The sequence below is a fragment of the Paenibacillus sp. G34 genome (assembly GCF_056856875.1).
Genome location: NZ_CM166469.1, coordinates 898,613 through 919,586, shown reverse-complemented (window position 1 = coordinate 919,586; position 20,974 = coordinate 898,613). Strand labels below are relative to the sequence as shown.

At 43.5% G+C, this 20,974-nt stretch carries 15 protein-coding genes and 1 pseudogene; 7 read left to right on the top strand and 9 right to left on the bottom strand.

The genetic code is table 11. The annotated features are described in order from the left end of the window. Positions 1 to 94 precede the first annotated feature (94 nt). On the bottom strand, positions 95 to 1,096 hold the full coding sequence (locus AC1VYS_RS04160) for a tRNA dihydrouridine synthase (RefSeq protein WP_482913121.1): 1,002 nt from the start codon (positions 1,094 to 1,096) through the stop codon (positions 95 to 97). Positions 1,097 to 1,307: 211 nt separating this feature from the next. Here AC1VYS_RS04160 and AC1VYS_RS04155 point away from each other — a divergent pair, with 211 nt between their 5' ends. After that, the gene (locus tag AC1VYS_RS04155) at positions 1,308 to 1,781 is read left to right on the top strand and encodes a DinB family protein (RefSeq protein WP_482913120.1); all 474 of its coding nucleotides are present in this window, start codon (positions 1,308 to 1,310) and stop codon (positions 1,779 to 1,781) included. Between the two features lie 110 nt (positions 1,782 to 1,891). Next, positions 1,892 to 2,098: a DUF2536 family protein gene (locus AC1VYS_RS04150; RefSeq protein ID WP_154960348.1), complete on the top strand. Its 207-nt coding sequence runs from the start codon at positions 1,892 to 1,894 to the stop codon at positions 2,096 to 2,098. Positions 2,099 to 2,256: 158 nt separating this feature from the next. Here AC1VYS_RS04150 and AC1VYS_RS04145 read toward each other — a convergent pair whose 3' ends face one another. The 3 genes from AC1VYS_RS04145 to AC1VYS_RS04135 all read right to left on the bottom strand — a co-directional run bounded on the left by AC1VYS_RS04145 (position 2,257) and on the right by AC1VYS_RS04135 (position 5,048). After that, positions 2,257 to 3,072: a VanW family protein gene (locus AC1VYS_RS04145; protein WP_482913119.1), complete on the bottom strand. Its 816-nt coding sequence runs from the start codon at positions 3,070 to 3,072 to the stop codon at positions 2,257 to 2,259. 159 nt (positions 3,073 to 3,231) lie between these two features. Continuing rightward, entirely contained in the window at positions 3,232 to 4,059 is an 828-nt protein-coding gene (locus tag AC1VYS_RS04140; protein WP_482913118.1) for a hypothetical protein, read from the bottom strand. Positions 4,060 to 4,193: 134 nt separating this feature from the next. After that, a complete protein-coding gene (locus AC1VYS_RS04135) occupies positions 4,194 to 5,048 on the bottom strand; it encodes a hypothetical protein (protein ID WP_482913117.1) in 855 nt (284 codons plus the stop codon). Positions 5,049 to 5,374: 326 nt separating this feature from the next. On the opposite strand from AC1VYS_RS04135, the gene AC1VYS_RS04130 reads away from it, so the two are divergent. The 4 genes and pseudogenes from AC1VYS_RS04130 to AC1VYS_RS04115 all read left to right on the top strand — a co-directional run bounded on the left by AC1VYS_RS04130 (position 5,375) and on the right by AC1VYS_RS04115 (position 8,071). Continuing rightward, positions 5,375 to 5,791 (top strand): MerR family transcriptional regulator, encoded by a 417-nt coding sequence (locus AC1VYS_RS04130; protein ID WP_482913116.1) that lies wholly within the window; start codon positions 5,375 to 5,377, stop codon positions 5,789 to 5,791. Next, a complete protein-coding gene (locus tag AC1VYS_RS04125) occupies positions 5,791 to 6,306 on the top strand; it encodes a hypothetical protein (RefSeq protein WP_482913115.1) in 516 nt (171 codons plus the stop codon). The genes AC1VYS_RS04130 and AC1VYS_RS04125 overlap by 1 nt, the downstream gene beginning before the upstream one ends. Before the next feature lie 25 nt (positions 6,307 to 6,331). Then, positions 6,332 to 6,915: pseudogene (gene clpP / locus AC1VYS_RS04120) on the top strand (ATP-dependent Clp endopeptidase proteolytic subunit ClpP). 271 nt (positions 6,916 to 7,186) lie between these two features. Then, on the top strand, positions 7,187 to 8,071 hold the full coding sequence (locus AC1VYS_RS04115; protein ID WP_482913114.1) for a GNAT family N-acetyltransferase: 885 nt from the start codon (positions 7,187 to 7,189) through the stop codon (positions 8,069 to 8,071). Between the two features lie 202 nt (positions 8,072 to 8,273). Here the strand turns inward: AC1VYS_RS04115 and AC1VYS_RS04110 are convergent, their stop codons facing one another. The 4 genes from AC1VYS_RS04110 to AC1VYS_RS04095 form a co-directional block, all read right to left on the bottom strand. Beyond that, complete coding sequence (locus tag AC1VYS_RS04110; protein WP_482913113.1) at positions 8,274 to 9,059, bottom strand: CPBP family glutamic-type intramembrane protease; 786 nt, start codon at positions 9,057 to 9,059, stop codon at positions 8,274 to 8,276. Between the two features lie 282 nt (positions 9,060 to 9,341). Beyond that, the gene (locus AC1VYS_RS04105; RefSeq protein WP_482913112.1) at positions 9,342 to 10,061 is read right to left on the bottom strand and encodes an ABC transporter permease; all 720 of its coding nucleotides are present in this window, start codon (positions 10,059 to 10,061) and stop codon (positions 9,342 to 9,344) included. Beyond that, entirely contained in the window at positions 10,061 to 10,798 is a 738-nt protein-coding gene (locus tag AC1VYS_RS04100; protein WP_482913111.1) for an ABC transporter permease, read from the bottom strand. The genes AC1VYS_RS04105 and AC1VYS_RS04100 overlap by 1 nt, the downstream gene beginning before the upstream one ends. Before the next feature lie 53 nt (positions 10,799 to 10,851). Next, positions 10,852 to 11,565, bottom strand: a complete 714-nt coding sequence (locus AC1VYS_RS04095; RefSeq protein WP_482913110.1) for an ABC transporter ATP-binding protein — start codon at positions 11,563 to 11,565, stop codon at positions 10,852 to 10,854. A 560-nt stretch (positions 11,566 to 12,125) separates the two neighbouring features. Between AC1VYS_RS04095 and AC1VYS_RS04090 the strand changes: the two genes are divergently transcribed. Next, complete coding sequence (locus AC1VYS_RS04090) at positions 12,126 to 13,895, top strand: leucine-rich repeat domain-containing protein (protein WP_482934471.1); 1,770 nt, start codon at positions 12,126 to 12,128, stop codon at positions 13,893 to 13,895. 132 nt (positions 13,896 to 14,027) lie between these two features. On the opposite strand, the gene AC1VYS_RS04085 is transcribed toward AC1VYS_RS04090, so the two are convergent. Next, on the bottom strand, positions 14,028 to 20,543 hold the full coding sequence (locus AC1VYS_RS04085) for an InlB B-repeat-containing protein (protein ID WP_482913108.1): 6,516 nt from the start codon (positions 20,541 to 20,543) through the stop codon (positions 14,028 to 14,030). Between the last annotated feature and the right edge of the window lie 431 nt (positions 20,544 to 20,974).

Here is a 20,974-nt window from a genome sequence, read left to right as displayed (position 1 = left end):
TAACTCTTCATTCCGAGTATGCTCCTGTTATGAGACACCGGAGGTGCCACCTTCAATTACAACTTCCAGCAACAAGGGTATACTATGGGCGATTTCAAGTACTTTTTTCTTCCGCCTCCGCCTTCTCTATCTGTTCCTTCCTTACAAACTCATCGAGCAACTCACGTACTTTAGCGGTTGTTTTAGCATTCATCAAGTTACCTCTCAGCTCACTTGCACCGCGGAATCCACGAACGTAAATCTTAAAAAAACGCGCCAAAGGACTGAACGAACGAGGTTCCAGCTCCGAGTATTGATCATGCAGATCCAGATGCAGCCGCAGCAGATGAAGGAACTCCTCCGTCGTGTGCTCCCTCGGCTCCTTCTCAAAGGCAAACGGATTCTGGAATATGCCCCGTCCAATCATTATGCCGTCCACGCCGTATTGCTCTGCCAATTTCAGGCCAGCTTCCCGGTCGAGGATATCCCCATTAATGGTTAGCAGTGTATTCGGTGCGATCTCATCCCTCAGTTTTTTGATCTCGGGAATCAGTTCCCAGTGGGCATCCACCTTGCTCATTTCCTCTCTTGTGCGCAGGTGAATGGACAGATTCACGATGTCTTGCTGCAAAATATGAGTTAACCAGTCGCGCCACTCATCGACCTCGGTGAAACCCAACCTTGTTTTCACGCTGACCGGTAAGCCTCCAGCTTTCGCCGCTTGAATAATCTCCGCAGCAAGGGCAGGTCGGCAGATCAGGCCACTTCCTTTGCCATTCTCCGCTACATTGGCTACAGGACAGCCCATATTAATATCGATACCCTTGAACCCTTCCTTTGCCATGCCAATGCTCATCTCGCGGAAGAACTCGGGCTTGTCTCCCCAAATATGCGCCACAATCGGCTGTTCGTCTTCGGTAAAAGTCAACCGTCCGCGCACACTTTTGTTGCCCTCCGGGTGACAATAACTTTCCGTATTCGCAAACTCTGTAAAAAATACATCCGGTCTGCCCGCCTCACTGACGACATGCCGAAACACCACATCGGTCACATCTTCCATCGGCGCAAGTATAAAAAATGGTCGTGGCAATTCACGCCAAAAATTGTCTTTCGTCATATCCAAAACCTCTCTATACATACTAGGAAAATTCTTTATCCTGAAAATATTCAAACATCTGTAGCTCAATTATATCACACCCCTTAAAGAAGCATACTTCTCCTGTAAAAATGAAAACATTTGACATTAATATATATTGGAGATATTATAGACATATTTAGTCTTTAATTAAAAAGCGAATTGTTATTCGCTTATAAAGGAGATTAATGAAATGGATATACTACTGAGTCAGTATGAAATGATTAAACGAACAAGAGAATCCCTCTTCCGAATGTGTGAGACGATGTCCCCTGAATCATACTTGCAAACCGCCGACAAATTAGGTGGGGAATCCATCCGCAACCTGCATGTTCATGTCTCAGATTGTTATCGCATATGGCTAGGTGTTCGCGGTCTTGGACGAACCATTCCCAAGCTAAAGCCAGAATCCATTAGAAATGTACTGGAAATGCGTGCATTATTTACAGAGACAGATTTGCTAGTAGATGAATTTCTTCATCATTTCAAAGACAATTGGGACGCAGACATTCAAGCCAGTTGGATGAGTGAAACCGCTGAATTAAGCGAATTATGGCTTTTCACCCATTGCACAACCCATGAATTCCATCATCGAGGGCAAATTACGAAAATCGCAAGACTTCTCGGAACCATTCCTCCCAAAATGAATTTATCTAAAATAAAATAATCACATTCATCTTCACTGGTTTTCACTTGCTGATCCACAGAGGCTCAACTACAATGAAACTCGGGTAGCTCATTATTAACATTCATATAAAGTGGAGGTCTATATCACATATGGAAATTTCATTAGATATCATGAAGGACAAGGTTGAATGCCTTCAAGCTTATGACTTTCAAGAATTGGAACGAGCGATCGATGAACGGATGGGCGTGAACAAAGCCCTTCTTCTACGTGTAAAGCTAGTTCAGCATCAAGTTACGTTTGATCCTGTTCGCAACAAAATGTTGTACAGTGCAGTGGTACATTTTGCTGTAGATTAATGGGTTCATGTGGAGTTACCGCATAATCTTAATTGAGGTACAACCAGCAGGTCTTCCAAGAGGGATCACCTGCTGGTGCTGTATAACGGATTAGAATCCGGTCAAATTACAAGTTAAAGAACTATTACACTACCCTCTTCGTCACGAGCAGCATACTACTAATTACTTTTTGCGAATTCCGTTAGTAATGGAGAGTACATCATAAGGGCATTATTAGCAGTGATGAATTCATCATCAATCCATTCTCCCTCTGGATTAAAAATACGCCGATGTAACACATTACTTCTGACATATCCTCCCCAATGCTGTTGTTCAATGCGGTGCTGTTTCTCGTAGATTTCATAAGAATATAAGGCTTTCTCTTCTGCACGCCATTCTCCTCTTAGCACATGATCTTTCAACTCCAGATGAAGCTGGTATGATATTGACGTAGGATTGGAGATCATCAGATCCAGGTAGTTATACGCACACGTTGCCCCGCTGCCAAACGGTTGTGTGCGGTTTGAGTCCGGGAAAACATCATAACTATGTCGATGTCGCTCAACAACAGCAAGCGGTGTATGAAGTGTCATCCAATAAATAAGGTTTGAGAGCTGACAGAGCCCTCCGCCAACCCCCGGTTTGAAGCCACCATAAAATAATATCATGCCAGGAACATAACCTTTGCGAGCTGTCGTTTTGCCGATCAGCTTCCAATAGGACATCGTTTCACCCGGTCGAAGGATAAGTCCATTAAGTCGCCCGATCGCGATCGACAGATTGATTTCTTTGTTATGCTGGAGCCACATATCAACGTCCTTCAGCTTTCGAAGGGTGGGTGTTTCATGATGAAATACAACATGTGGGAGAATTTCAGCTGAGAAGGTTTTTGCAAATGTAGTACCGTCAACCAGCCATCTCGCATACCTTCGCCAAGTATAATATGTTTTCCCCAACATTAGTCGCAGGCTGGACCTCGGAATAGGTTTCCGCATGACTTCAATTCCCCCTTTGTAGACAATCTACTCCTAGGCGTTTATTCCTCTATAATAGGACGTCTTCATTTTCCATAGAGTTACGGCCTAAATGCTTTTCCGATGAAAAAATAAAGCAAAAAGACCCCAATTCAAAAATTGAGGTCTGATTAAAGCGAACTACAATCTGCCATAGTTCCGCAGCACCGATAACGTAAAAATCGTATGATACGCTTGCCAATGCTTCAAGTCATGCTCATCACTCCAGCCACCGTCTTCCCGTTGCGAGGTTTCTAGATCATTCAACAACTTATTCAGCAAATCCTTTGGCACTGCTTGGGCAACTCTGGTGTTGGGTGTGTTCGCAAATTGAAAAAGAGAAAACTGATTTTTCTCCGTTGCGTTTTGAGCACATTTCAGAATATTGTCGATTGTTGCTTCTATAAGAGGTCTATTCTCAGGCGTATCTTCCAGATTGAGATAGTAGTCATGGGCGTGGTACGCCATAAACAGCCAATCATTGGCCTGAATGTGCTCTAGCGAGAGGCTAGATTTCGCCCACTTCGATGTCGATGCAGCTAGGGAAGCGGAGCAAATCCCCTGTTTCATCAAATTCCCTGTAATTGAATCGGGTGCGGACTGCCCGCCACTACTCCACCATGAAGCATGGGGGTACTTATGTAAGGAATCAGGATTCTTCAAAGAGCCATCTTCATTTCGATTGCATTCAACCCAATCCACCGTACCAATCAACACATCGGTCAGTGACAGATTCATATCCCTGCCCATGGTCAGCAGAAACTCCAGCGCAAGCGGATGCGAATCCGGGCATTTGATATCATGTTCCAAACCATGCCCCCACCCGCCGTCCGCATTTTTGTAACAGAGCAGGCACTGATACAGTCGTTCAACCGAGCCGCCTTCAAAAAGATAACTAAATAACGCTTGCTCCCAAAGCACACCGTTAGCATATACAAAATCCCTTGCCTTCTCTATGGATACTGGCATACCGTGACCTCCATTCGAACTCAACATAGTTGAACGTAATGTAATAATCCCATGAAATCCTGTGAATTCCTGCTTTGCCTGATCAATTGATTGAGGCATAAAATATATGCTGATCAAACGGTTCACAATCTTTACTATAGCTTATTTAAGGCAGCGTCCAGTATCTCTTCCCTCACTTGCTTGGGTAATTCATATCGATCATTTCTCAATGCGTATGGATTAATTTCCACACGTTTTCCTGCATCCGTCTCCCTTTTAGCAAACATTGCTAACATGTCCAGCGGATTTGAGGCTTCTCTAAGCAGAATACTCCTTAATTCCTCCAACAACCGCTGACAATGGACTTCTGGAAAAGTGAACAGCCCGTCACAACTCTGATCGTGTGATTCGTAATTGTCAGCATGATTAACAACGGTCCAATCAGACCACCGGGACTTAACCTTATGGGACAGGTTTGGAATGTCATTCGCATGCCAATATTCTAATTTCTTTGACGTGAGATCGATATGAAATCCCCCGACAGGGAACTGCTCCGTCCACTCTCCTAAACGAAGGTTTCTGTAACCATTGGATTGATCAATTGTATTGATCAGTTCAGGACCGTAAAATAAATATCCCTCAATTCCTCCACATAAGGGGAAGAAAAGCATTTCATTCTCAGTAAACTTTACACTCGCTACCGTATCTACCCAACTCTTCTCTTCTGGAGGTCCCAGACTTCCATTATTAACCTCCTCTTCATAACCTGTTAACACATTCTCCTTCGGATAACCTACATATGCTGCTAAATCAGTTATCCCTTCATATGCCCATTGAATGCTCCATCCATGCCAAATGATCCTCATGAGTCGTAAATACAGATTTCTTAACGGAATGTTATATAGGATGTCCTCACCACCATATAACAAAAGTTTCTTTTGATCGAAATCAAGAATGGTCCCGCCTTCTGCCCAAACGTCATTCAACCATCCTGACTCATCTACTTCCAATTGCATCTCAACAAAAGCAAGGGCATATTGTTCTCCCCAGAATATATCTCCTGGCAGAGTATTCGCACACCAATGACTGTAATACAACGTATAAGATTTGTTCCTAACGACGACTAAATTTGCCCGTTGTCCCAATACTCTCCCCCATTTCATCGTTCATTGTACATTCGTTTGAAAAGAGAATCTCCTCACCTGCAATTATACGATGAACTGTAGCGATGAGCATGTCTTACTTCTTTATTTTGACAAATGAATATAGTTACAGTAAACTGTAAACAATACAGTCAAGTGTAACAAAAACAGTTTAATGTCATAGGAGGTGTGTCATGAATAGTTATACAGCTAAACAAGTCGCTGAAATTCTCCAGCAAGATGACCCGCGTATAAATCTGCGAACCGTGAGGTACTACACCCAAATCGGAATGGTAACTCCGCTTAAATTAATGGGCAACAAGAGGGTTTACACGGATAACCATCTTCATCATTTTCGCGCAATCATCACCCTATCCAGAACAGGTGAGACTCTGGCCTCCATTCAGGAAACCTTAAAGCAACTTTCTATGGAAGATATCGAGAAAATTAGCCAGCAAATCACGTTGGTTGAATCCGGTCGCATTATTGAAAACGAAACCCTCCGGATCACAGACGATGTTATCATCACGATCAGCCCTCGCATATCTGCGGAGGTCAAACAGAGAGTCATCGATTCTGTATCACAAGCACTAAGGGGTGAAAATTTGTAATGGCGGATATTCAGTTAGCAAAGTCCAAGATGGAAAACGAAGAAGGCATGAATCATCTGTGGATACAGCTCCATCCAGAGGATCTAACCCAGACGCTTGAAATCAAGATCCAATTGCCAGAAGGCATATATCGTTCCAAGAATCTGAATGGGCTGGTCGAGAACGTTCAAGGACATATTGTGGTGGATGCGATAGATACTCCTTACCACGATGTGATTATAGAAATCTTTACGCAAGATGCGGTTTTATGCGGTGAAGTGACCATCGTAGTAAGCTTAATGACCTCAAAGACAACCGTACATCAACACATTTCGATTCAAGTCGTCCCTGAAGAAGAAATGGATACCGCCGAGATTAATGAGCAAGTTATTGAACGAATCAAAGCTTTAAGCAACGCTTCTCCTACCCATGAGGATGACGATAATGTCAGCAATATCATTTACATTCAGCCAAAGATCATGGAACAAAGGATGTCTCATCTCGAAAAAAATTATCGCATTGACTATGAATACTAATTTGAATACTAAAGGGGTGATCACTATGAATCTGATACCTTATGTTGTCGAACAATCCTCTCGCGGGGAACGCACCTACGACATTTACTCCAGGCTGTGCAAGACCGAATCTTGTTTGTGTCCGGGGAGATTACAGACTCGGTAGCCAACACCGTTATTGCACAGCTTCTCTATTTGGATGCCATGGACTCAGAAAAAGACATTCATATGTACATTAATTCACCTGGTGGTTCCATTACAGCAGGTATGGGCATTTATGATGCCATGCATTTAGTTAAAGCCGATGTATCTACACTATGTGTTGGCATGGCTGCATCAATGGGTGCATTTTTACTATCCACGGGTGCAAAAGGGAAACGATTTGCCCTTCCAAACAGCGAAATTATGATTCACCAACCTCTCGGCGGAGCACAAGGCCAAGCGACGGATATTGCCATTAGTGCTAAACGCATTCTTCGATTGCGGGATAACATCAACAACATCCTATCTGAACAGACCGACCAACCCTTGGAGAAGATTGAACGAGATACAGACAGAGACAACTTTATGAATGCAACGGAAGCCAAAGATTATGGTTTAATTGACAGGGTGCTCCATGAAGCACAATAAAGAAAGAATGGATGGTGATTCTCCACCGCTTTAATTACAGCCATTACCGTTCTTACTGACGATCAAGAAATTACATAAATGTATGTACAAATGAAAGAGCTGCGCAGTATTAGCGGTTCTTTCATTTGTTATTGCATATTAATCCTTTGATGTTAAATGAAGGATTTTAGAACTTTACGTTGAATAATTAATCGAATTAATATTTGGTAGAAATGTAAGTATAATTACCAACCGTTAATAGACTCATCAACAAGAAAAAGGAGAACAGAATATGCAGGATTTACAATTTGTTAAGAATTATAAAAACAATGATACACTTCGAAACAGTTTTTTTGAGCTCGCTGCTAGTACATTCGATATCCATTTTGAAAATTGGTACCAACAAGGTTGCTGGGGCGAAGGATACATTCCTTTTTCATATGTAGATGGAGATCAGGTTGTTGCCAACGCTTCGGTCAATATCCTTGAACTGATCATCCACGGAGAGAAGAAAAAAGCAATCCAAATTGGCACGGTGATGACACATCCCGACTACCGCAAGAAAGGACTATCCAAGCGTTTAATGAACAAAATTCTGGAGGAATACGAGAACAAGTACGATGTCATGTATCTTTTTGCCAATGAATCCGTTCTTGATTTCTACCCTAAGTTTGGGTTCAAACCCTTAGAAGAGCACCTGTTTTCGATGGATTTCCACAGTACAGCTAACCCATTAGAATCTGCGAGTCTGCGGAAACTAGATGTAACTGATGCAGAGGATGTTCGCCTTATTCACCAATTCGCATCGCAAAGACTGCCTGTTTCCAAGCGGTTTGCAACTGACCACACTCCCGGCATATTCATGTTTTATTGCTTGAATGTGTTTAATAATGATATTTATTATTTGGAAAACGAAAAGGTCATCGTCATTTATCAAAAAGAAAACAGTAATATCGACCTTTTTGATGTTGTCAGCTTAAACGAAATCAATATGAAAGATATTTTGAATACGATTGCAGATGCAGACACAGAGAAAGTAACGTTTCATTTCACCCCGGATGAGAACAAAGATATCGATTTAGAAAGCACAATGACCAATGAAGGCCTTTTTGTAAAAACCCATGGTGATCAAATATACCCTGTTCACGTTAAGCATCCGGTTACCTCCATTGCGTAAAGGTATATAGGCTGAGCACATCGCCTAATCCTAGTGGTATTCAAGACACAGCAACAAGGAGCTGGAATTGTACAGTAATGTACTGTCCCCGCTCCTGCTTGCTTACTCCATGCCTTATCACAAGTGCCAGCAGCCCTTCATCATTTCTGCCCTGATAATATATGCAACACACTTCATGTTGGAGTTCAGGTCTTTCTTAATGTCACAGGATTCGCTTCTGTTCTTTCTTGACTCGGACCGATCTGAGCCACAAGCCGATTCCAACGAGTAAAACCGATGTAATAACACCTGTCGTTGGACTGAGCCAAAAATCCCCCGCCTTGTTTAGTGTGATGATTCCGGCTACTGATATTAGCGTGGTAGGCACCCCATCTTCCACAGCGTGCATGAGTACACACGGCCAGACTGATTTCGTAAGACGATATATTTCAACGTACATGATGGACCACGCGACCATCAACACACAGCCTATGAGGAGAAAGCTTATTCTCGTGGTTGTCTCAAAGTAAACGTTCGGCAGGAAGACCATATAATAAGCCGCATGCCATAGGGCCCATACAAGGCCAGACACGAGATAAAGCGTCCAGTCATTAAACTTAAGCTCAATCAGTTTGGGAGTTAAATATCCACGCCAAGCAAACTCTTCAAATATGTTTTTTATAAAGCTGCCTGCAATGGATACACCGACGAGGGATAGAAGTGTGCTTACTTCAATATCAGAAGCAGAGGCGCTATTGATAAGAAATGCAAGACCAACAACGATAACTGCTACGCCCGGATAGATCGCAATAGATGCAGCATACCATTTCATATTCCCTTTAAAATTGAACCTCACACCAATATCCTTCCAATCCCGATTCACTATTCGCAGCACGAGCATCGTGAGCATCGGCAATACCAGCCACAATCCCATGCCTATCGAATTTTGTTCCGGTTGTTCGCGCATCTTCGTATCCACCCATACACCAATCCAACCGCTTGCTAACACCACCACGATGAATACAAGCAGACTGAGCTTTCTTCTTCCTGTTGAGATGTTAACTACAATCCCCTCCCATTTATGATTGTTCGAATTCAAAACGTCAAATAAATTCAGTTGATATATATTATGCAACCTATCCTTCAACTAGTTTCGAGAAAAGCACTTAATAAAAATAGGGTTCAAGAATCTATGGAAGATTCTTGAACCCTGCTGATTTCGGGTATCTAACGAATAAAGATAGATAAAATTTCATATTTTCTGTAATACTTCTATTTATGTACTTTAATACTAGCGAACATTACGATGTGAAAAGACATAAGTAGAGATTACCAGTAATAATACTACCCAAACAAATTGCATGCCCAACCCTGACCATTTTTCTAGAAAAGCAGTAGACTCAGGTAACGAAAAAAGGTTCATTACTGCAAGAGTGGGTAAAAATTTTGCTGATTGAGAAATTGAAAGAAACATGTGGCTCAGTCCCAACATCAGGGGGAGCATTATAGCCAGTGGTACGATAAGCGATTTTGTAATTACAGATAGAGAAGCGGTTATCAAGGCCATTTGGACCCAACTAAGTATACTTAGAGGTAAACTTTTAGCCATCATCATTGCATAAGCTGACGACCATTCCATATCTAATTGAATGAACAGCACAAGAGAACAAATAATACTCGCGGCGATCCCGGCAATTACGGTAATTAGTGCATTATTGATAAATTTCACACCTATTAATTTTAGTCTTGATGGTTGCGTGAGAAGTGTAGTTCTTAATGCAGAGTTAGAGTATTCTTGTCCAAAATAGGCTGCACTGGCGACAATAACACCTGGATGACCTAAATAGAGTGCTTGTAAACAAAGCGAAAAAATTTCTTTTTGCTCCCTCGATGTTGATGTATCTAAGGTTAATAGGTATAGAAGCGGAACAACAACGGCCCCAAGTATACCCAAAATACACCAGCCAAACGAAAGAAATTTAGTCTTTTCACTTAGCAGCGCAGCATACATCAATATCTCCCCCCTACATCTTTACGAATAAAGGTGTAACAAGAAGTGGATAAAGCTAAAATCGCCCATAACAGAAGAACAACAATGCCTTTTAAAGGATCATGCTCAAAAGGATCTGTTGGTGTTGCAAAGAGAAGATTACCAGCAGCCACCGGAAGGTACAATCCCCAATCCCACTTTTGAGCTAGATATAAGCCTAAATTATAAATTTGGGGAACCAAAAAAGCTAAAGGCACTATTGCATTTTTAAAGACCATGCCTAATCCAAAAGAAAGGATCGTGAGTAAAATCCAATCCAGGACCGAATAACCAATATACTGCCATGCTGTAGAACTTAAAGAAATTGGGGGTAATCCCTGCTCCCCTAATGTGAAATGTGTAACTGAGATGGTTAAATATATAGCTGTACTTGAAATAATTACACCGCAGATTATAATTGCGAGTACTTTTGCACAAAATATCTGAATCCGACTACTCTGACAAAGTAAGGTTGTGCGTAGTTGATGATGTAAATATTCATTCCCTCCAATCATCCCTCCAAATATAACCATTGGTAGTAGACCAAAAGGAACTAATTCAAACCCAAAATAGTCTAATGCAGGCAAAGCATTTAATAGACCAGCTTGAGTCTCTGGCGTGGCGTCTAAACCGATTTTAAGATAACCTCTTGCTGTTATTAATGCAAGTAAGGGTTGAACAACGATAGCAACAGCACAAATAACCCACCACATTTTCATCGAAACAATCTTGTTCAGTTCGAATCTTACGCATCTAAAAATGGATTTCATCATCATGCCCCGCCCTCAGTAAGAGAAAAAAATACATCTTCCAGTGATTCCAGGTCCTTCATAACATCTTTAATCTCACCAGCAGTTATGATTTGCCCCTGGTTAATAATAACTACATCGTCTGCCACAGCTTCCACTTCAGAAAGAATATGTGAAGACAACAACACCGTCTTCCCCATATCTGATTGCTGACGAATAAACTTTCTAAACCAGCGTATTCCCGTGGGATCGAGCCCGTTGGTTGGTTCATCCAGCACAAGAAATTGTGGATCACCCAAAAGTGCGGCCGCAAGTCCAAGTCGTTGTCCTTCACCTAACGATAAAGTTCCTATTTTCGCTTTATGTTTATCTGATAAACCTACGATATCCAGCACCTCTGACACACGATCAATCGAAATGTTATTGCTTTGTGCTATAATTTTCAGATGAGTTTTCACCTTTCTAGAAGGCGCTCCCCCTACCCCATCAAAAGCAGCCCCTACCACTTTCAATGGAGTGTCATACGCTGTATACTTTTGCCCACCAAAAGTTGCTGTTCCTGTTGAATGATCCAGTCCTAATAAAATACGAAGTGTTGAACTTTTCCCCGCACCATTTGGTCCAAGAAAAGCTGTAATTCTTCCTTCTTTTGCTTCAAAGGACACATCGTTCAATATTTGTTTTTGTCCATGTTTTTTATGCAATTTTGATATTAGAATGCTTTTTTGTTCACTCACCAAATCCACTACCTCCTTAGGTTAGATACTTTTTGCAAAGTTCAACACGCACCAATAATAGAGACCGAACCACTGATAAATCATGGCCCGCTCCTCTGATAAAGTTGTACTAGATTCCACAATGAAGATATATAACTTTTAAGGGCATTTATCTATTATACAACTAATTTTTTCCTCCCATAAAACATTATAACATTTTGCCAATTACGGTAACACTACCTGACTGAAGGTCATAGGAGTTTGATAGTTTCACGTCACTCTATGATCCTGAGCTGTTTATCATGAAAGAAGGTGAATCCAGACTGCATGATATGCGTATAAAGATAATAATTCTATTTCCTCTTTTATGATAAAATTGCAGTTGATACTTGGGGATACAGAAGGTTGGATAGACTAGACAAGTTATAATGAAAGCAGATAACAGATCTGATTTTACAATCATCATGATGAAGGGGGAGGCATCCGTGGCATTTATTCCGTTAAACTGTCCCAATTGCAACGGAAGAATTGAATACAAGGAGGGGCAAGTTTTAAAGTGCCCATATTGTGAAACAGAGCTTTTGTTGAAGCAAAATAATGTGTACTATGTAGACCAAACCATTAATCATTACCACGGGACGCCCCCTAAAGCAGCACCGAAGCCGAACGTCTCCGTAAGGCTATTACTGATACTGATGTTAGTCCTATCGGGTGCCATCAGTGCTTATTTTTACTCCAGTACGAGTTCTACTCTTCAAAAAACAGAAGCCAATCTGCCTGTACGCAAGATGCCGGAAAGTGAGGTTCTGCTCTCCTTTTTGCGAGATATCTTTGATAAAGGATCTGCCTTGCCGACAGAAGAGGAGCTTGCTCGTGTGCGCTATCTGACCGTAGATTATCTGGATAGTGACCAGTGGCAGTTTACCTATAGCTTCTCCGATCCCTTCAGTGATGAAAAGGCCGAGAAGATCACTTATGTTACTCAGGACAAGAAACTGAACACACAGGAGATTGATCAGCGAGATTTTGAAGCCTTTACGGGACTTACCGCACTCGACCTGACGGGAACCTATGAAATTGCCCAGACAGATCAAACCACATTTGCTCATATGTCCGGCTTAAAAAGTTATGGTGGTGCTTTTAACGAATCCTTTAATTCTTTTTCCGGCTACTTTGGTGACAAATCTAAAATTACGCACCTGACTACCCAGCTCCGCAGCAATCAGGAATTAGCCTTACTGCTGGAATTTCCTAACCTGAACTCTTTATCGATTACTTATGTCGATGAGTCCGTAACGGATTTCCACCTGTTAAACAAACTGCCGCTCAAGTCCTTGTCGCTCACTTTTGTCAATGAACTGGGATGGTTGTCATCCATGACCGGGCTGACATCCTTATCCATCAACTACAGTGAAACTACAGACTTGCAGCCGTTATATGCGTTAACCCAGCTTCAAGAACTTCAGCTTTCCTATTTAAAAAACGTGAAGTCCATCGACTTTGTGCAAAATATGCCTGCTCTACAGAAGCTGGACATCGAGAATTTGAACTTTTCCAGTTTGGAACCGTTAGCCGGTAAAACCTCGATTACCAAACTGCGCCTGGCTTCCTTAAGCAAGCTTAGTTCAACAAAGGCCATAAATAGTTTATCCTCATTGCGGGAATTGACGTTATCTGGATACTACGAGAATGCAGAAGCTCTGAATTTGCCTAATGCAGGCAAGGTAGAAATCCCTGGCTCTTTCCTCACCGGGTTGAAAGCACCGTCTGCAACCAGCCTGACCCTTCGAGGCAGAAGTGGAGAGTTAAATCTGGCCACACTAGCAAAATTTCCGAAGCTGGAACAGCTCTCCCTCTGGGAAATCAGTGACATCACTCGTCTAATCGCTCTGAATCGTTTGTCACAGCTGCAGACGCTGAACATTTACGACTCTGGACTTTACACAGAGAGTGATGCCTTATTTCGTTTGAAGCAGGTGAAATCGCTGGTGTGCTCGGAGTGCAGGCTAAATTTCGAACAAAAGGCAGGAGCGGAGAACAAAGTACTTGAACACCTAACCTTAGAGGAGCCCTATTTTAACATTAATAATACCTCCGTCAGTGAAATTGACCAGATGATGCCTTACTTTTCCAAACTGTCTGCCCTGCGTTCTTTCACCCTGCAAGACAGTAATTTGGCTTCACTTGAATTTATGAGCAACTGGCGAGCTATGGAAGAACTCCATCTCGAGAACAATGCCATTTCCAATATCGAGGTCTTAAGCAAGCTACCCAATTTGAAAAAAGTATATCTGTCCGGCAATTCGGTGCAGAACAAGTCCGTGCTTGGAACGGACGTGAAGGTATACTAACCAAGTGTACAGATATAAATGGAAATTTTTAAAACTCCTGTGATTATCATTACATGATACAAAAAGCCGACTGCACTGTTTCAGAGCAATCGGCTTTTGATTTAACTTTTCATGTTTCCGTAAAACTATTGATTATAGTTCCGTCCACTTTGCGTATATGGTACGTGTAAAGTTTCCGTTTATGACAAATTGCTCAAAATCATAGGGAACGGTTAAACCTTCATTTCTATACCATCCCTCAAATACAAATCCTGGCTTTGTCGGAGGTTCAGGTACTTTGACATAATTTTTGCTGCCGAGAATCTGAGTCTCTACTGCTGAGCCTCCATTAGTCTCGAAATTCACCGTATAAATATCACTCCACATTGCAATCAAGGTGAAGTTCCCTGTCACCGGTGTTTCGAAATCGTAAGGAATTTTAGTCGAGAAATTCTTGGTCCATCCGTAAATGATTTTTCCGGGATTGGATGGAAGTTCAGAGGGGTCAGGTGCATGAGCCACATCGCCCTCAACCACGATCTTGCGAAGCGCTGGAGTCATGTCAATGCCTGCGTCGAACTTGACCGTAAACAGAGCCTTCCATTTTACATACAGCATCATATTCGCCGTCACCGGAGTTGCAAAGTCAAACACGGTGGTCAACCCTTCATCGCTGTACCAACCCCCAAACACATAACCTTCCCGCACCGGTTCGGCAGGGGTCGTAACTAAACTTCCTTCGACCACGGTTTTTGGATCGACTACTGGTGCCCCACCCTTAAGGTCGAAGTTTACTGTGAATAAAGGTGTCCATTTCGCATACAACGTAACGTTTGTCGTCACTGGCGATGCAAAATTGTAGGCATCCGTTAAACCTTCATCGCTATACCAACCACCGAATACATAGCCTGCCTGCGTTGGGGATGCAGGTGTCGTAGCCTTGGCATTGTACTCCATCTGTTGACTATTAACTGTCGAACCGCCTTTACTGTCAAAGCTTACCGTGAATACAGGCACCCACTTCGCATACAGCGTAATAGGACCTACGACTGGACTACGAAAGTTGTATGCGTTCGTCAAGTCAGTGTCACTATACCAACCTTTGAACGCGTACCCCTCTCTTGTTGGCGTTGATGGTGTATCAGCCAATTCTTTATAATACACGGACTGGCTGCTCACCTTGGTACCATTACTCATAAAGCTTACCTCATAACTGTTCGTTTGCCATGTCGTGTATAATTCATAATTCCGTTTGATCGGTGTTGTGAAATCAAATGGTTGGCTCCGTGCCTCTTTATCTCTCCAATACAGGAAGGTGTAGCCCTCTCTTGGTTTTGGTTCGAATGACTCTGCCACGCCACCTTCTTTCACCATCTGCTGTTGTAACAGCGCAGCACTCGTCTCGTAGAATCGCACTTGATACTCTTTTTTCTGAGCAATGGTCCATTTCGCATACAGTGTGATATTGCCTTTTACAGTTTCAGTTGTGAAATTATAACCTTTAGTCAAGCCTGCGTCGCTAAACCAACCTGCGAACACATATCCTGTTCTTGTTGGCGACTTGGGTGCTACGGCTTTATCCCCCCCGTAAACCGTCTGGTCAGGGACTACTGATCCTTCATTACTGTCGAAGCTCATCGTGTAACTGCTCATCCATTTCGCGTACAGTGTAGTCGGGCTCACCACTGGCATCGCAAAATTGTAAGGCTTCGTCAACGCACTGTCGCTGTACCATCCTCCGAATGTATAATCTTTCCGTGTTGGAGGCTCTGGTTCGCTTGCCGCTCCGCCATAATCCAACATTTGATCAGGCACTTCTTCCTCTCCGCCATTACTATTGAAGCTGACGGTGTATTGTTCGATGTCCCACTTCGCCGTATACTCGACATCCTGCGCAGGCATCGTTGCTTGAGGAACAGGCGCCCATCCTTTGAATTGATGGCCTTGCCAGATCGGATCACCAATATGGATTGAAGTCGTTGCTCCATAGGGTACGTTGTCGACGACCTTTTTAGGTGTGCTTTGATCTTTATAATCCATTGTCAGCTTATACATATTACGCTTGTAGTACACTCTTAGAATCGTTGTACCGTTGCCCGCAATGTTGGCTTCCAGCACAGTACCAGGAAACGCTGTGTCTACAGTGAATCCTTCGTAAGACTTGATGGATTCGACAGGCAGTGTTGCCTTTGTATCGGTTGTACCGTAACGCGTTTCCGTATCTGCAACTGTGTACGTCGGTTGTCCAATATCTTGCTTCAGGTATACGACTTTGTAAGGCATATCATCCTTGGCTGTCCACTTTGCCGTAAAAGTCGTAGATTCTGTCGGCATCGTAGTTGGCATATAAGGTGACCAGCCTGCAAACTTATATCCCTGTCTTGATGGGACCGGAATTCGACTCACGATATTCGTATAGATCAAGTCGGTGATTTGCTTTTCTGAAGCACCCTCATAACCTAAGTTGAAAGTTGCAGTCTTACTGATCGGCTTATAGTAAACGTTCAGTATAGTTGAACCGTCTCCTTTAATAACACCTTTTGTCGTACCTTCCATGTAACCTCGATCTTTGTATCGATCAGAGGTAATAAGAACAAGCTCATTGGTTGTGCCCGTCTTGATTTCCCAATCCGCAAGCGTAGACGATTTACCAGAGTTTGGATCCATCAAATGATGATTAACTCTGTATGGAGTATCTGTGTTTACAGTCCAATGCGCATACAGATAGGATAAGCCTGCAGGCATCCGATTCGGAATGTCTACTTTGGTACCCCCATCTCTAGCCGTATACCAGCCATCGAACGTGTATCCTGGATTTTTAGGGATTTTGTTTTTCACCGTAAGTGCTGCATTAAAGGCGGCACTTACGATCTCGGATGGCTCTCCATTCAATGGGTTGAATTCGATCGAAAGGTCACCATCTTTATTCTTAATCCAGTTTAATGGAATGGTACGCTTGATCGGAGTGGACTTGAATGATAGAGGTGCTGCCTTCCAAGTAATTACCAGCATCCCTGTACTCGATTTGCTCCTCCAGTCCTTCACACTAATCTGCTTTCTCTCCGGGTTATAGATGAAATCGCCGCTAACTTGAATATCGAAATGCGAAATATCAAATACTTCCTGGATGTCCATACCTGTTTTCAGATCAAAGCCTTTCATCTTGAGCCATGACTGCGGCAAATCTATAATGCTGGCCCCGCCAGGCCCTCCCCTAAAGATCAAACCAAGCTCATCATCCTGCGGGTAGGCAAAGTCCTCGATGCTTTCTTGCATGCCCGCTGTATATAGCGGCCATGTATTCTCATAGAGTGGAAGGCTATCTTCTAACATCCCATCACCCAATTGAGCCCCTATTTCAACTTCCAAATAAATTCCAATTTCTATAAACAAGGCACCTAACGTTTTGCTGGTCTGTACCCCGCTCACATTCTTCAACTGATAGAAGAAGAACCCCCATAGATTCACGTACACCCCAGGTTCAACGGCGAGCCCGATGCTGTTCAAATCAACACTACCAATCCCTGCTTTGAGCTCCATATGAATACCGGCTCGCAAACCTATTGTGCCCATGACATAGAAGGTAAACTGGTAGTCTCCATCTCCCGGTAAGCTTACCGTATTGCTTGATCCGCTGAAACTTAATACGCGTAAAGTCACCGAGTAACGCTTGGCGCTTTTATAATAGAAATCCGCTCCAATGGACAGATTTACTTGAGCGCTGACGACAAACTCCGCTTCGAATTTGACTTCGATGATTCCGTAAGCCACTCGCTTGCTTTTTTCAATGAGCGTCTTCTTGATTAGCGATACCCATTCCGTTTCATCCTCCAGCATCTCTTGATACTGTTCCTTCAGCTTCTCTTCATCTAAAGAAGAATCGTCACCTTCACCATCCATGATAGCTTTGATCTCGGTTGCGATATTGCGTACTTGACCTAACTTGCCAGATGTTTTGGCATCCAACCAGTTGTCAAACTTGTCAACTTCAACAAAACCCGTCTCTGCGGTAATGTTGATACCGGTATAACTGTAGGCATCGAGATTCGCGGTAATCACATAATCATCAATGCTATACCAATACGGAATCCCCCACGCTGTCAGCCAGTGCCCTTGCATATCACCATTAATACCTAGATCCAGCGCGATCTCTTGAACAAAAGCACCTGTCATATGAATGACGAAATCATGATCTTTAGTAGCATCTACGACAATATCAGCACTCACTTGCAAGGTTGCGCTCACCCCGGAGCTTCGGCCATTAATATGTTTCAAATGTGTGCCTAGCGATGCATTAACTTGCAGATTCTCTACCCTTACCCGACTATTTTTCCCTGAAGAGGACTGCGCTTTAATCTGCTGGATTCCCTTCAGTTCTTCCGTTTCCATTGCCAAATTGGAAAGATAGTCTGCAGCTTTATTGACGAATCCACTAGCGGTCGCTTGCTGCTCGATCTGATTTTCAAGTTGCTTAATTTGTTTGTCCGATAACAGATCATCGCCGTCTATGGCCTGCTTCTGATAGATATTGAAAGCATTCTGGATGTCTTCTAGCGTGACGTTCTCATACTTGATGATATCCATCTCAGCAGCAGGTGTTATCGATGTAATACGCCCATAATGAGTAACACGCCCGGAATCTTCTGCGGCGAATGTCCCTTCATAAAATCCGATAAAATCGCCCACATCCACGGTGGTTAGCTCATTTAATCCAAAAGGTTTATACAGGCTGTCGCTATAATTCATAGCCGTGTGCTCAATCGTGATAGAGTTGTTGTCTGGATCACCATCTGTATCCGCCTCTATGCTAACCGGTAATACATCTGGTCTAAACAACACTTGATCGGTACTGGCTCGTCCATAAGTATAGGTGTTGCCATTCACCGCTGTAATTTGAATATAGGCGACATCCCCGTTATCTGCGTCAGTCGTATTGACTGTACGCTTATCCGGACGAAGTCCTTGATAGATTGCAACGGTATCACCAACCTGGATCGAGGTACTGCCGTCATACTTAAACGTGCCTCCACTTGCATTCGCTTTTCCAAGTGAATTCTTGCTACCACCTACTGTTGTAGTGATCACTGGAATTGCGGGCGAACCTACCTCTGCACCGTTCAACATCATATCCGTGACTTCTTGGAAATCCAGATAGATCATATTCGCATTAAGCGGAACGTTCATGGCTTCTCGCTTGGCAACACTAAACACATAAATGCTTGTGGTTGCATCTTGGCCCTGGAAGGACAAATTCTCATCCGTTAACGTCAACTGATACGTATTACCTTCAACAAACTTGCCGTCTTCAGCAGCCGAAGCGACGGTGAAAAGACCGTTCCCTCCCGTGACTGTAACTCCTGCAAAATCCGGATTCGCCGTGTCAATGAACGTTAGTCCAGCTTTGACTTCCGTTGCTGACAAACTGCCCGAAGCATCTTGCAGCGTGATAGTGAAGTCCGGCTTCACATTTAAGACAGAGTAACTCGGCATGCGCTGTACAGCATTTTCCACGCTATCTGTATATTTGGCATACAGTTTGGTATCGGCAGTTACCGTGCTTCCTTCCGCAAAGATGGACGAGAGATCACTTTCGGTAAACCAGCCTTGAAAGATGTAACCTTCCTTGATCGGCACAGGCAGGTTCGTCAGCTTTTCGTTGCCGCGCACCTTCTGCGCTTTGACTGCCGTACCTCCGTTGCTATCGAAAGTAAGTGTATACGTCTTATTATCCGTGCCGCCGTTCCCTCCTGGAGCTTCACCACCGTTGTTGCCTCCCGGTGTTCCACTGCCACCATTGTTGTCACTAGGGGTTCCTCCACCCCCTCCGCCGCCACTGCCACCATTGTTTCCTCCAGGGCTTGGCGTTGAATTCGGATTTGGCGTCACCGTTGGTGTTGGTTCTGGAGTCGGTGTTGGTGTCGGGGTGACCGTCGATGGATTCTGACTTCTCCACGCCTCCACAACCGCATTGTTCCGCATAAACAGAACGGCTGCTTCCGCGCGGGACGCTTGCACGCGTGGATTAAAATTTCCTTTTTCATCACCCGTGAACACGCCCGCTTGCCACAGCTTCACAACCGCTTCCGCTGCCCAAGACGAAACTTTAGCGAGATCGGCAGGTTTTGTCGTGATTGGATTGCCTGTCTGATAAGGAATCTGTTCGCTTTCCAAATATCGCAGCGTCATTGTTGCCATCTGTTCTCGGGATACGGTGGCATCTGGCGAGTATTTACCTGCGCCTGTACCGTCGGTAATGCCTTTCTGCACTGCCCATTCAATATATGGCGTATACCAACTACCTACCTGAACATCGGCAAAACTCGAAGTCGTATATGCCCCTGTATCTACCCCGGCCATCCTTCCGAGTGCTGTAACATACATGGCACGTGTCATTGTACCTTTAGGCGAGAAGGTGCTGGCGGTCGTACCGCTAAATATGCCCTTCTCCTGTACCTGGGTGACTGCATCATAGAACCAGTCTGTTGGACTCACATCTTGGAATTCACTAGATTTGGTTACTATTGTCTGCTTCATGGGCAGGTCAGCTGCTGCTGCCGACTCCTCTGGCAATACAGGAATAGCATTCATAACCAAGCTGATGACCAGCAACCACACCAGTATCCGCGAACTTACCTTCCACCCCTGTCTTATTGCTTGTTTCACTCTCATTCATCCCTTCTATGTATAGATCAGACTTAAAAAAAAAACACTGAGCCGAAGAAAGAACACTTCGTAAGCATCTACTTTTTCGGCTGAATTCCCTGTTCGAAGCCAAGATGTAGTCAGTGATCCTTTATAATCAAAAGCGTTTTTTTAAATATCCACCTGAGGCTCCTTAATTAGGGGAAGATTTCTTTAACAACCTGTTGATTGACTAAGCAGACTGGCAGTGAAAACCAGTAACCTCGGTCGGGATCACCGGTTTCCTGCAAATCAAGTTTCTCAGATCTAGGGATCAAACGGGGAAGAAACATTGGCATAACGAATGACGTTGTCCAAGCTACGGTGTTCTTCGCGTTCGGGATATACACATTAACTCGAGTACCTGGGCTGAGGGGCTTCCGGCTACTTTCGAATGTGTCACCCCTCCAGCTTCACTT

Bases quoted from the DNA above. Each gene is read 5' to 3' on its own strand.
- AC1VYS_RS04140 (WP_482913118.1), bottom strand. From the start codon at position 4,059: ATGCCAGTATCCATAGAGAAGGCAAGGGATTTTGTATATGCTAACGGT.
- AC1VYS_RS04130 (WP_482913116.1), top strand. From the start codon at position 5,375: ATGAATAGTTATACAGCTAAACAAGTCGCTGAAATTCTCCAGCAAGAT.
- AC1VYS_RS04155 (WP_482913120.1), top strand. From the start codon at position 1,308: ATGGATATACTACTGAGTCAGTATGAAATGATTAAACGAACAAGAGAA.
- AC1VYS_RS04115 (WP_482913114.1), top strand. From the start codon at position 7,187: ATGCAGGATTTACAATTTGTTAAGAATTATAAAAACAATGATACACTT.
- AC1VYS_RS04125 (WP_482913115.1), top strand. From the start codon at position 5,791: ATGGCGGATATTCAGTTAGCAAAGTCCAAGATGGAAAACGAAGAAGGC.
- AC1VYS_RS04160 (WP_482913121.1), bottom strand. From the start codon at position 1,096: ATGACGAAAGACAATTTTTGGCGTGAATTGCCACGACCATTTTTTATA.
- AC1VYS_RS04145 (WP_482913119.1), bottom strand. From the start codon at position 3,072: ATGCGGAAACCTATTCCGAGGTCCAGCCTGCGACTAATGTTGGGGAAA.
- AC1VYS_RS04105 (WP_482913112.1), bottom strand. From the start codon at position 10,061: ATGTATGCTGCGCTGCTAAGTGAAAAGACTAAATTTCTTTCGTTTGGC.
- AC1VYS_RS04150 (WP_154960348.1), top strand. From the start codon at position 1,892: ATGGAAATTTCATTAGATATCATGAAGGACAAGGTTGAATGCCTTCAA.
- AC1VYS_RS04100 (WP_482913111.1), bottom strand. From the start codon at position 10,798: ATGAAAATGTGGTGGGTTATTTGTGCTGTTGCTATCGTTGTTCAACCC.
- AC1VYS_RS04085 (WP_482913108.1), bottom strand. From the start codon at position 20,543: ATGAGAGTGAAACAAGCAATAAGACAGGGGTGGAAGGTAAGTTCGCGG.